We start from the raw sequence: 12475 nt of genomic DNA on the forward strand, positions 1-12475 counted from the left end.
GAGGCGAACATGCTGGATAAAATTGTCATCGCTAACCGTGGCGAGATCGCACTGCGCATCCTGCGTGCCTGTAAAGAACTGGGCATCAAGACCGTCGCTGTGCACTCCACCGCGGATCGCGATTTAAAACACGTATTATTAGCGGATGAGACGGTCTGCATCGGCCCGGCTCCGTCCGTAAAAAGCTATCTGAACATCCCGGCTATCATCAGCGCGGCGGAAATCACCGGCGCGGTAGCGATTCACCCGGGTTACGGCTTCCTGTCCGAAAACGCTAACTTTGCCGAGCAGGTTGAGCGTTCCGGTTTCATCTTCATCGGCCCGAAAGCCGACACTATCCGCCTGATGGGCGACAAAGTGTCTGCCATCACCGCAATGAAGAAAGCTGGCGTTCCGACCGTTCCAGGTTCTGATGGCCCGCTGGGCGACGACATGGACGCAAACCGCGCGCATGCCAAACGCATCGGCTATCCGGTTATCATCAAAGCCTCCGGCGGCGGCGGCGGTCGCGGTATGCGCGTCGTGCGCAGCGACGCTGAACTGGCGCAATCCATCTCCATGACCAAAGCGGAAGCGAAAGCGGCTTTCAACAACGACATGGTCTACATGGAGAAATACCTGGAAAATCCTCGTCACATCGAGATCCAGGTGCTGGCGGACGGCCAGGGCAACGCTATCTATCTGGCAGAACGCGACTGCTCCATGCAGCGTCGTCACCAGAAAGTCGTCGAAGAAGCGCCGGCGCCGGGCATTACCCCGGAACTGCGTCGCTACATCGGCGAACGTTGCGCGAAAGCCTGTGTGGATATCGGCTATCGCGGAGCGGGTACCTTTGAATTCCTGTTCGAAAACGGCGAGTTCTACTTCATTGAGATGAACACCCGTATTCAGGTAGAACACCCGGTTACCGAAATGATCACCGGCGTCGACCTGATCAAAGAACAGCTGCGCATCGCGGCGGGTCAGCCGCTGTCTATCAAGCAAGAAGAAGTCCAGGTTCGCGGCCATGCGGTAGAATGCCGTATCAACGCCGAAGACCCGAACACCTTCCTGCCGAGCCCGGGTAAAATTACCCGCTTCCACGCGCCGGGCGGTTTTGGCGTGCGCTGGGAGTCTCATATCTACGCCGGTTACACCGTACCGCCGTACTATGACTCAATGATCGGCAAACTGATCTGCTACGGCGAAAGCCGTGATGTGGCGATTGCTCGCATGAAGAACGCGCTGCAGGAACTGATCATCGATGGCATCAAAACCAACGTTGAGCTGCAGATGCGCATTATGAGCGACGAGAACTTCCAGCATGGTGGCACCAATATCCACTATCTGGAGAAAAAACTTGGACTGCAGGAAAAATAATCCTGTACTCGCTGCAAAAGGCCGGATAATCCGGCCTTTTTTCTTTTTCTCTCCCCTCGACTTTTCCATGCGGTACAATCCCCGCTTTCTTCATCCTCAAGGGACAAAAAATGGACAAAAGATTTGTTCAGGCCCATAAAGAAGCGCGCTGGGCGCTGTGGCTGACCCTTCTCTATCTTGCCGCCTGGCTGGCTGCGGCCTATCTACCGGGCGTCGGTATTGGCTTTACCGGGCTGCCACACTGGTTCGAACTGGCCTGCCTGCTGGTGCCGCTGCTGTTCGTTCTGCTGTGCTGGGCGATGGTGCGCTTTATCTTCCGCGATATCTCTCTGGAGGATAACGATGCAGCTTGAGATTATCGTGGTGCTGATCGCTTATCTGTTTGTGGTCTTCGGGCTGTCTCTTTACGCGATGCGTAAACGCAGTACCGGGAACTTCCTTAGCGAGTATTTTCTTGGCAGCCGATCGATGGGCGGTTTTGTATTAGCGATGACCCTCACCGCCACCTATATTAGCGCCAGCTCGTTTATCGGCGGTCCCGGCGCCGCCTACAAATATGGACTGGGCTGGGTACTGCTGGCGATGATCCAGGTACCGACGATCTGGCTCTCTCTCGGGATCCTCGGCAAGAAGTTCGCGATCCTGGCGCGCCGCTACAACGCCATTACCCTTAACGATATGCTGCAGGCGCGCTACCAAAGCCGCGCGGTGGTATGGATTGCCAGCGTCAGCCTGTTGGTGGCCTTTGTCGGGGCCATCGCGGTGCAGTTTATTGGCGGCGCGCGCCTGCTGGAAACCGCCGCCGGTATCAAATACGAAACCGGACTACTGATATTTGGCATCACGATCGCGCTCTATACCGCGTTCGGCGGCTTCCGCGCCAGCGTACTCAACGATACCATGCAGGGAATGGTGATGTTGATCGGGACGATCGTCCTGCTGGTTGGCGTAGTGCATGCCGCTGGCGGTCTGCATCAGGCGGTAGATACGCTCCAGCGGATCGACCCGCAGCTGGTGTCGCCTCACGGCGCCGATGATATCCTCACGCCAACCTTTATGACCTCGTTCTGGGTACTGGTCTGTTTCGGCGTCATCGGCTTGCCGCATACCGCCGTGCGCTGTATCTCCTATAAAGACAGCAAGGCCGTGCACCGCGGGATCGTTATTGGCACCATCGTGGTGGCGATTCTGATGTTCGGTATGCATCTCGCCGGCGCGCTTGGCCGCGCCGTCCTGCCGGGCCTCACCGTCCCCGATCAGGTGATCCCGACGTTGATGGTCCAGGTGCTGCCGCCGTGGGCCGCGGGGCTATTTTTAGCGGCGCCGATGGCCGCGATTATGTCTAACGTTAACGCCCATTTACTGCAGGCATCGGCTACGATCATTAAAGATCTGTGGCTCAGCGCTCAGCCTACGAAAAAGCGTAATGAGCAGAAGCTGAAGCGGATCTCAACGATCGCCACCTTAGTGCTCGGCATACTTATGATGCTGGCCGCCTGGCGGCCGCCGGAAATGATTATCTGGCTTAATCTGCTGGCCTTTGGCGGCCTGGAAGCGGTGTTCTTATGGCCGCTGGTGCTGGGTCTCTACTGGGAGCGGGCAAATGCTGCTGGCGCGCTCAGCGCGATGTTAGTGGGCGGCGTACTGTATGCCGTGCTCGCGACGTTTAATATTCAGTACCTGGGCTTCCACCCTATCGTGCCCTCGCTGCTGCTAAGTTTGTTGGCTTTTGTCGTCGGGAACCGTTTCGGTCAGCCCGTACCGCCAGCCCCTATTATGACTACTGATAAATAAAGAGTTTTGCCATGCCTTGGATCCAACTAAAACTGAATACGACCGGCGCTCACGCGGAAGAACTGAGCGACGCGCTGATGGAGGCCGGCGCGGTCTCGATTACCTTCCAGGACACCCACGACACGCCGGTGTTTGAGCCGCTGCCGGGTGAAACCCGTTTGTGGGGCGATACCGACGTTATTGGCCTGTTCGACGCGGAAAGCGACATGAACGAAGCGGTTGCTATCCTTGAGCAGCATCCGCTGCTCGGCGCAGGCTTCGCGCATAAAATTGAACAGCTGGAAGATAAAGACTGGGAACGCGAGTGGATGGATAACTTCCACCCGATGCGTTTCGGCGAACGCCTGTGGATTTGCCCGAGCTGGCGCGATGTTCCTGATGAGAATGCAGTCAATGTGATGCTTGATCCAGGACTAGCCTTTGGTACCGGCACTCACCCAACGACCGCGATGTGTCTGCAGTGGCTCGATGGCCTTGACCTTCAGGGCAAAACGGTTATCGATTTTGGCTGCGGTTCCGGCATCCTGGCGATCGCCGCGCTGAAGCTGGGCGCCGCCAAAGCTATCGGTATTGATATCGATCCGCAGGCCATTCAGGCCAGCCGTGATAACGCCCAGCGTAATGGCGTCTCCGAACGCCTTGAACTCTATTTGCCGCAGGATCAGCCAGAATCCATGAAAGCCGATGTGGTGGTCGCAAACATCCTGGCAGGCCCGTTGCGTGAGCTGGCCCCTTTAATCAGCGTCCTGCCGGTTACAGGCGGCCTGCTGGGCCTTTCTGGAATACTGGCAAGCCAAGCGGAAAGCGTTTGTGAAGCCTACGCCCCGCTCTTCACCCTCGACCCGGTGGTGGAGAAAGAGGAGTGGTGCCGAATTACCGGACAGAAAAACTAAGTCAGACTGCGGCCTACGGGCCGCATTTTTGTTTCCAGTAACCGCCGAATATTGCCAGGAAATGAGAGCCGGATCGCATTACGATGCCCTTTTTTGGCTACAAAAACAGCGTTTTATCCCGTCTCGTATCGCCTTCGTCTCAGAAAAATCGAGAAGTTTTGCGATTTTATAATTGGACACAAATTATCCCATTGCTAATAACGCAATGATTAATATGATAATTTATTCATGACTATTACGTTACTCCTGGATTCATTGATCTGTAACAGAGGATTGGTCAAAGTTTGGCCTTTCATCTCGCGCAAAAAATGCGTAATATACGCCGCCTTGCAGTCACAGTATGGTCATTTCTTAACTCATGCGCATCGGACACCACCAGCTCAGAAATCGCCTGATCGCAGCACCTATGGCTGGCATCACTGACAGACCATTCAGGACGCTGTGTTACGAGATGGGAGCAGGTTTAACCGTCTCCGAGATGATGTCCTCCAACCCGCAGGTATGGGAGAGCGACAAGTCCCGGTTACGGATGGTGCACATTGATGAGCCCGGTATTCGTACCGTGCAAATCGCCGGTAGCGTACCGGAAGAGATGGCCGCGGCCGCCCGTATTAACGTGGAAAGCGGCGCCCAGATTATTGATATCAATATGGGGTGCCCGGCTAAAAAGGTGAATCGTAAGCTCGCTGGTTCAGCCCTCTTGCAGTATCCCGATCAGGTGAAGTCAATCCTGACCGCGGTCGTCAAGGCAGTGGACGTTCCGGTGACTCTCAAGATTCGCACCGGTTGGGAACCGGAACACCGTAACTGTGTAGAGATTGCCCAACTGGCTGAAGAATGTGGCATTCAGGCTCTGACTATTCACGGACGCACTCGCGCCTGCTTGTTTAACGGAGAAGCTGAATACGACAGTATTCGGGCAGTTAAGCAGAAAGTTTCCATTCCGATTATCGCGAATGGCGACATTACTGACCCGCTTAAAGCCAGAGCCGTGCTCGACTACACGGGGGCTGACGCCCTCATGATAGGCCGTGCGGCTCAGGGAAGACCCTGGATCTTTCGGGAAATCCAGCATTATCTGGACACTGGGGAGTTGCTGCCCCCCCTGCCGTTGGCAGAGGTTAAGCGCTTGCTTTGCGCGCACGTTCGGGAACTGCATGACTTTTACGGTCAGGCAAAAGGGTACCGAATCGCACGTAAACACGTCTCCTGGTATCTCCAGGAGCATGCTCCAAATGACCAGTTTCGGCGCACATTCAACGCCATTGAGGATGCCAGCGAACAGCTGGAGGCGTTGGAGGCATACTTCGAAAATTTTGCGTAATAGAAATAAAGAGCTGACAGAACTATGTTCGAACAACGCGTAAATTCTGACGTACTGACCGTTTCTACCGTTAACTCTCAGGATCAGGTAACTCAAAAGCCCCTGCGTGACTCGGTTAAACAGGCACTGAAGAACTATTTTGCTCAACTGAATGGTCAGGATGTTAATGATCTGTATGAGCTGGTATTGGCTGAAGTTGAACAGCCACTGTTGGACATGGTGATGCAATACACCCGTGGTAACCAGACCCGCGCTGCCCTGATGATGGGTATCAACCGCGGTACTCTGCGTAAGAAACTGAAAAAATACGGCATGAACTGATATTAATCAGTAAATTGCTGAATTAAAAAGGCGCTCTTCGGCATGGGGAAGCGCCTTTTTTTATGGCCTGATTTTTGATACTGGACTACTGCCCCACGGCAGCCATCGGCCACCCGCTATGGCCAGGTTGCTGCAGCGATAACGCCGACATAATATTGTCTACCAGCACGGGCGCCTGCTCATAGAGATTGAATTTTTCAGGGTCCATTAACCAGTTCTTAATAATTCCTGTAAAAGCGCCATGTAATATAATTAACGTGATTTCGATATTTGTTTCCGCCGGTAATAACCTGTTTCTGACACAACGTTGTAGTACGTCACGGACTATCGCGTAATTAAAGCCAATTCGCTTGCGGATTTCCGTTTCCGGCAGCATATCGCTGGCGAATTCGCATTTGTGATAAAGAATCTGTAACAGCGCCTGCTGTCGGGGTGTTTCGGCAATATATTGCAACCCGGTAATAAATTTTTTACGTAACCCCATTAACGGATTTTGGTTATCCAGTTCCCACTGCTGATGGGGCAATAACTCCCTAAGCGGCGGCTGCTGCTGCCACATTTCATTAAACAACTCCGCCTTGCTGGAAAAATGCCAGTATACCGCTCCACGCGTGACGCCAGCGGCGTCGGCGATATCAGTCAGCGTGGTATTGGTAACGCCGCGCTGTGCGAACTGCTGGATCGCGGACTCAATCAGGAGCTGACGCGTTCTTAATGCGTCCTCTTTGGTTTTTCTGGCCATAACCTTTCCCACTAGCTGCCGAACGGTGAATACAAATCTTACTGACATACCTACCAACTTAACATTCCTTAAATATTATTATTTAGCAAAAATGCAGATACAAACATTTAATAACAGAGATATCTTATACATGAGACAAATATAAACAAAGAACATATTCACAAAAGAAATATTAAAGGAAGAAGAGCTAAATCAATCGCCTGTTTTTTGTTTTTGCGTGCCTTGTTCATTGTCCAAAAATAACTATTTATTACATCCATCGGTGATTATTTGTAGGATAACGAACCGCTTTAATATTCATTATTTCTTCGCAGATTCGCCGCCCTATCCGGCCCGTAATCTATAAGGAACAGCAATGACGAGTCATGCCAGAGTTTCTCTTTTAGCCAGCCTAATTATCTCCACCTTGTTGCTTACCGGTTGTGATAATTCAGGTGATCAACAGGCGCAGCCGCAAGCGCCTCAGGTTAGCGTACATGTGGTGCGCAGCGAACCGCTCTCCGTTACTACCGAATTACCGGGGCGGACTTCGGCTTTTCGCGTCGCTGAAGTTCGCCCCCAGGTCAGCGGCATTATCCTGAAACGCAATTTTGTCGAGGGCAGCGATATCAAGGCCGGTGAATCGCTCTATCAAATCGACCCCGCCACTTATCAGGCCGCGTGGAACAGCGCCAAAGGCGACGAGGCGAAAGCCGAAGCCGCAGCGGCTATCGCCCATCTGACGGTAAAACGCTATGTTCCTCTGCTTGGAACGAAATACATCAGCCAGCAAGAATACGATCAGGCCGTCGCCACCGCACATCAGGCCGATGCCGACGTCGTGGCGGCTAAAGCCGCGGTCGAAAGCGCCCGTATCAACCTGGCGTACACCAAAGTGACCTCGCCGATTGACGGTCGCATTGGTAAATCCAGCGTAACTGAAGGCGCACTGGTGACCAACGGCCAGGCTGACGCTATGGCGACGGTGCAGCAACTCGATCCGATCTATGTCGACGTGACCGAATCCAGCAACGATTTTATGCGTCTGAAGCAGGAAAGCCTGCAGCGTGGCGATGACAGCAAAAGCGTGCAGTTGATTATGGAAAATGGCCAGCCCTACTCCTTGAAAGGATCGCTGCAATTCTCCGATGTCACCGTAGATGAGAGTACCGGGTCCATCACGCTTCGCGCGGTATTCCCTAACCCGCAACACACTCTCCTGCCGGGCATGTTTGTTCGCGCCCGTATCGATGAAGGCATCAATCCGCAAGCGATTCTGGTACCACAGCAGGGGGTTACCCGCACGCCGCGCGGCGATGCCACGGTGATGATCGTCAATGCGCAGAACCAGGTGGAAAACCGTGAGGTCACCGCCGCGCAGGCGATAGGCGATAAATGGTTGATCACCAGCGGTCTGCAAAACGGCGACAAAGTCATCGTTAGTGGATTACAAAAGGTTCGCCCTGGCGTCACCGTGAAGGCGACGGAAGATACCGCTGCCCCAGCTGCACAATAAGGTATGAATCGCTATGTCTAAGTTCTTCATCCATCGACCGGTGTTTGCATGGGTGCTGGCAATCATCATGATGATTGCCGGTGGCCTGGCCATCATGCAGCTCCCTATTGCGCAATATCCCACGATCGCGCCGCCTGCGGTGGCGATTTCTGCTACCTATCCTGGCGCGGATGCGCAAACCGTGCAGGACACCGTCACCCAGGTTATCGAACAGAACATGAATGGTATCGATAATCTGATGTACATGTCCTCTACCAGCGACTCATCCGGTAGTGTGACCATAACGCTCACTTTCAAATCCGGCACCGATCCGGATATCGCTCAGGTTCAGGTACAGAACAAACTGCAGCTGGCGACGCCGCTGCTGCCACAGGAAGTACAGCAGCAAGGTATTAGCGTTGAGAAATCCAGCAGCAGCTTCCTGCTGGTTGCCGGTTTTATCTCTGATAATCCAAACACTACCCAGGATGATATTTCCGACTACGTTGCCTCTAACATTAAAGACCCTATTAGCCGCCTTAACGGCGTTGGCGATGTGCAATTGTTCGGCGCGCAATATGCCATGCGTATCTGGCTTGACGGCAACCTGCTGAATAAATATAACCTCACGCCGGTCGATGTTATCAACCAACTGAAGGTGCAAAACGATCAGATTGCCGCCGGGCAACTTGGCGGAACACCATCTGTTAAAGGTCAGCAGCTTAACGCCTCGATCATTGCTCAAACTCGCCTGAAAGATCCGGAGGAATTCGGTAAAGTCACGCTGCGGGTTAACGCCGATGGTTCCGTCGTTCGCCTGAAGGATGTCGCGCGCATTGAATTAGGCGGCGAGAACTATAACGTTGTCGCCCGCATTAACGGTAAACCCGCCTCTGGATTGGGGATTAAACTGGCGACCGGCGCCAATGCGCTGGATACCGCTACGGCGATTAAGGCGAAACTTGCCGAGCTGCAGCCCTTCTTCCCGCAAGGGATGAAAGTTGTTTATCCCTACGACACCACGCCATTCGTTAAAATCTCGATTCACGAAGTGGTCAAGACGCTGTTTGAAGCTATTATCCTTGTCTTCCTCGTGATGTATCTGTTCCTGCAGAATATCCGTGCCACGCTTATCCCTACAATTGCCGTGCCGGTGGTTTTGCTGGGAACTTTCGCGGTGCTGGCGATGTTCGGCTACTCCATCAACACGCTAACGATGTTCGGCATGGTGCTGGCGATTGGGCTACTGGTCGATGATGCCATCGTGGTGGTAGAGAACGTCGAGCGCGTCATGGTCGAGGACAAGCTTTCCCCCGTTGAAGCCACAGAGAAATCAATGGAGCAGATTCAGGGGGCGCTGGTTGGTATCGCCATGGTGCTCTCGGCGGTATTCGTCCCGATGGCCTTCTTTGGCGGCTCGACCGGGGCGATTTATCGTCAGTTCTCAATTACTATCGTTTCCGCAATGGCGCTCTCTGTGCTGGTCGCGTTGGTGTTAACTCCGGCGCTGTGCGCGACCATGTTAAAACCGTCATCCGTCGACCATCATGGCAAGAAGGGGTTCTTCGGCTGGTTTAACGCCAGGTTTGACCAAAGCGTTAACCATTACACCAACAGCGTAAGCGGGATCCTGCGAGGCACCGGGCGCTACCTGGTTATCTATCTGCTGATCGTTATCGGCATGGCGATGCTGTTTGTCCGCTTGCCTACATCCTTCCTGCCTGATGAAGACCAGGGTGTGTTCCTGACCATGGTTCAGTTACCTGCTGGCGCTACGCAAGAGCGTACGCAAAAGGTGCTCGACTCCGTCAGCGACTACTATCTACAGAAAGAGAAAGCTAATGTTGAGAGCGTGTTCACCGTTAACGGCTTTAGCTTCAGCGGACAAGGACAAAACTCCGGTATGGCGTTTGTCAGTCTGAAACCATGGGAAGAGCGCAGCGGTTCGGAAAACGGCGTTGAAGCCATTATCAAGCGTGCGACCGCCGCATTTAGCCAGATTAAAGATGCAATGGTCTTCCCGTTCAACATGCCGGCCATCATCGAGTTAGGTACCGCGACCGGTTTCGACTTCGAGCTGATTGACCAGGGTGGCTTAGGACACACACAGCTAACTCAGGCACGAAACCAGCTTCTGGGGATGGTAAAACAGCATCCTGAACAGCTGGTACGCGTTCGCCCTAATGGCCTTGAAGATACACCGCAGTTTAAACTCGACGTCGATCAAGAGAAAGCGCAGGCGCTTGGCGTCTCGTTATCCGACATTAACGAAACGATATCAGCGGCGCTGGGCGGCTATTATGTGAACGACTTTATTGACCGCGGCCGCGTGAAGAAAGTCTACGTTCAGGCCGATGCCAGTTTCCGTATGCTGCCTGGTGATATCAATAACATGTATGTCCGCAGCTCTAACGGTGAAATGGTGCCGTTCTCGGCATTTGTTACTTCACGTTGGGTATATGGTTCTCCGCGCCTCGAACGTTACAACGGCCTGCCTTCGATGGAAATCCTCGGCGAAGCGGCTCCGGGTAAGAGTACCGGGGAAGCCATGGCCTTGATGGAGCAACTGGCCAGTAAACTGCCTGCGGGTATCGGTTATGACTGGACGGGCTTGTCTTATCAGGAACGTTTATCAGGTAACCAGGCGCCAGCGCTATATGCTATTTCGCTGATAGTCGTCTTCCTCTGTCTGGCAGCACTCTATGAAAGCTGGTCTATTCCATTCTCAGTTATGCTGGTTGTGCCATTAGGGGTTATTGGCGCTTTATTAGCAGCCTCGCTTAGGGGATTGAATAATGACGTTTATTTCCAGGTCGGCCTGTTAACGACTATTGGTTTATCTGCGAAGAACGCTATTCTTATTGTCGAGTTCGCTAAAGATCTTATGGATAAAGAAGGCAAAGGCATTATTGAGGCGCCCCTGGAAGCATCTCGTATGCGTCTACGCCCTATATTAATGACTTCATTAGCCTTTATTCTCGGGGTCATGCCATTAGTGATTAGCCATGGAGCTGGTAGCGGCGCGCAAAACGCTGTCGGTACCGGTGTGATGGGCGGTATGCTTACTGCAACGCTGCTGGCCATCTTCTTCGTGCCGGTGTTCTTTGTGGTCGTAAGGCGTCGCTTTACCCGCCACGCAGAATAATCGACTATAATTATCAAGGCGCCACGCGGCGCCTTTTTTTATATCTATCAGAACAACAAGTTAGTAGAAATATTAATTTTTCATCCCCAACTAACGCATTGGTATATCCCTTCCTGCATATTCTCTTCATTATTTCTCATTTCTCTTCACGATATTTACACTGCTCATAATTTGAGATTATTTCCCCTTCCAGGCCCGGGTCATTGCGGTGGTAAAATAAGCTATTCCGTTATGTGTTAACAACGTTGACAGCAAACGGTTATTTAGAGGTAATACCATGAAAAAATTAATATTAGTGACATTGTTAGCAACGTTGCTTGCTGGCTGTGCCCATGATTCCCCGTGCGTGCCTGTCTATGACTCGCAGGGCCGACTGGTGCATACCAATACCTGTGTAAAAGGCACAACACAGGATAACTGGGAAATGGCTGGCGCGATCGCCGGTGGGGCCGCAGCGGTTGCCGGTCTCACGTTAGGTATCGTGGCGCTGACTCGTTAGCAATTCCTCTCCATGAATGCTCAGCCTGGAGGCGTTCCCTTTGGCTCAGTCGCCAGAAAAACAAAAGGCCCAGTCGTGTGACTGGGCCTTTTGTTTACGTTGATATGGCAGCGGCTTTTCCCGGAGGCGGTGCTGCGCACCTTTTCCGGGCTACGGGTTGCGTAGCCCCGGTAAGCGTAGCGCCACCGGGGAACTGGTACCGCGTCTGGCCGCAAAAGACAAAAGCAGAAAGCCCGGTCTTCCGACTGAGCCTTTCGTTTACGTTGCTATGGCAGCGGCTTTCCCCGGAGGCAGTGCTGCGCACCTTTTCCTAGCTACGGGTTGCGTAGCCCCGGTAAGCGCAGCGCCACCGGGGGAGATGGCGGCGTGTCTGGCCGCAAAAGACAAAAGCAGAAAGCCCGTCTTCCGACTGAGCCTTTCGTTTACGTTGCTATGGCAGCGGCTTTCCCCGGAGGCGGCGCGATGCGCCTTTTCCGGGCTACAGGACTGTAGCCCCGGTAAGCGCAGCGCCACCGGGGAACTGGTGCCGCGTCTGGCCGCAAAACATAAAAACAAAAGGCCCAGTCTTTCGACTGAGCCTTTTGTTTTATTTGATGCCTGGCAATTCCCTACTCTCACATGGGGAGACCCCACACTACCATCGGCGCTACGGCGTTTCACTTCTGAGTTCGGCATGGGGTCAGGTGGGACCACCGCGCTCTCGTCGCCAGGCAAATTCTTTACAAGTGCCGAACTTTAACCTAAAAAGTGGTGCTGATACCCAGAGTCGAACTGGGGACCTCACCCTTACCAAGGGTGCGCTCTACCAACTGAGCCATATCAGCACGCTAAATTTGATGCCTGGCAGTTCCCTACTCTCACATGGGGAGACCCCACACTACCATCGGCGCTACGGCGTTTCACTTCTGAGTTCGGCATGGGGTC

10 protein-coding genes, 1 tRNA gene and 2 rRNA genes are annotated in these 12475 nt (G+C 53.3%); 9 read left to right on the forward strand and 4 right to left on the reverse strand.

What is annotated here, in order from left to right; genetic code table 11:
• The first annotated feature begins 9 nt into the window (after positions 1–9).
• The 6 genes from accC (at position 10) to fis (ending at position 5691) form a co-directional block, all read left to right on the forward strand.
• Positions 10–1359 carry an acetyl-CoA carboxylase biotin carboxylase subunit gene (gene accC / locus PGR09_RS23890; protein WP_015369455.1) on the forward strand — a complete coding sequence of 450 codons (1350 nt, stop codon included), beginning with the start codon at positions 10–12 and terminating at the stop codon, positions 1357–1359.
• A gap of 110 nt (positions 1360–1469) precedes the next feature.
• Entirely contained in the window at positions 1470–1712 is a 243-nt protein-coding gene (locus PGR09_RS23895) for a DUF997 family protein (protein ID WP_015369454.1), read from the forward strand.
• Positions 1702–3153, forward strand: a complete 1452-nt coding sequence (panF, locus tag PGR09_RS23900; protein WP_045397242.1) for a sodium/pantothenate symporter — start codon at positions 1702–1704, stop codon at positions 3151–3153. Before PGR09_RS23895 ends, panF begins: the two co-directional genes overlap by 11 nt.
• A gap of 11 nt (positions 3154–3164) precedes the next feature.
• Positions 3165–4046, forward strand: a complete 882-nt coding sequence (gene prmA / locus PGR09_RS23905; protein WP_045397245.1) for a 50S ribosomal protein L11 methyltransferase — start codon at positions 3165–3167, stop codon at positions 4044–4046.
• 358 nt (positions 4047–4404) lie between these two features.
• Entirely contained in the window at positions 4405–5370 is a 966-nt protein-coding gene (dusB, locus tag PGR09_RS23910; protein ID WP_015369451.1) for a tRNA dihydrouridine synthase DusB, read from the forward strand.
• 24 nt (positions 5371–5394) lie between these two features.
• Positions 5395–5691, forward strand: coding sequence for a DNA-binding transcriptional regulator Fis (fis, locus tag PGR09_RS23915; protein ID WP_000462905.1), 297 nt, complete (start codon positions 5395–5397; stop codon positions 5689–5691).
• Between the two features lie 85 nt (positions 5692–5776).
• On the opposite strand, the gene envR is transcribed toward fis, so the two are convergent.
• Positions 5777–6433 (reverse strand): acrEF/envCD operon transcriptional regulator, encoded by a 657-nt coding sequence (gene envR, locus PGR09_RS23920; protein ID WP_047047122.1) that lies wholly within the window; start codon positions 6431–6433, stop codon positions 5777–5779.
• Between the two features lie 355 nt (positions 6434–6788).
• Between envR and PGR09_RS23925 the strand changes: the two genes are divergently transcribed.
• The 3 genes from PGR09_RS23925 to PGR09_RS23935 all read left to right on the forward strand — a co-directional run bounded on the left by PGR09_RS23925 (position 6789) and on the right by PGR09_RS23935 (position 11551).
• Positions 6789–7928, forward strand: coding sequence for an efflux RND transporter periplasmic adaptor subunit (locus PGR09_RS23925; RefSeq protein ID WP_047047118.1), 1140 nt, complete (start codon positions 6789–6791; stop codon positions 7926–7928).
• Between the two features lie 13 nt (positions 7929–7941).
• Complete coding sequence (locus tag PGR09_RS23930) at positions 7942–11052, forward strand: efflux RND transporter permease subunit (protein ID WP_430916566.1); 3111 nt, start codon at positions 7942–7944, stop codon at positions 11050–11052.
• 277 nt (positions 11053–11329) lie between these two features.
• Positions 11330–11551, forward strand: a complete 222-nt coding sequence (locus PGR09_RS23935; protein ID WP_430916567.1) for a hypothetical protein — start codon at positions 11330–11332, stop codon at positions 11549–11551.
• Positions 11552–12146: 595 nt separating this feature from the next.
• Here PGR09_RS23935 and rrf (PGR09_RS23940) read toward each other — a convergent pair.
• From rrf (PGR09_RS23940) to rrf (PGR09_RS23950), 3 genes are all read right to left on the reverse strand, one after another.
• Positions 12147–12262 (reverse strand): 5S ribosomal RNA (gene rrf / locus PGR09_RS23940).
• A 37-nt stretch (positions 12263–12299) separates the two neighbouring features.
• A tRNA-Thr gene (locus PGR09_RS23945) sits at positions 12300–12375 on the reverse strand.
• A gap of 14 nt (positions 12376–12389) precedes the next feature.
• Positions 12390–12475 (reverse strand): 5S ribosomal RNA (gene rrf, locus PGR09_RS23950); the annotation flags it as partial.

Origin of the sequence: Klebsiella sp. 141251 (genome assembly GCF_050600725.1) — a bacterium.
GTDB lineage: Bacteria > Pseudomonadota > Gammaproteobacteria > Enterobacterales > Enterobacteriaceae > Klebsiella > Klebsiella aerogenes.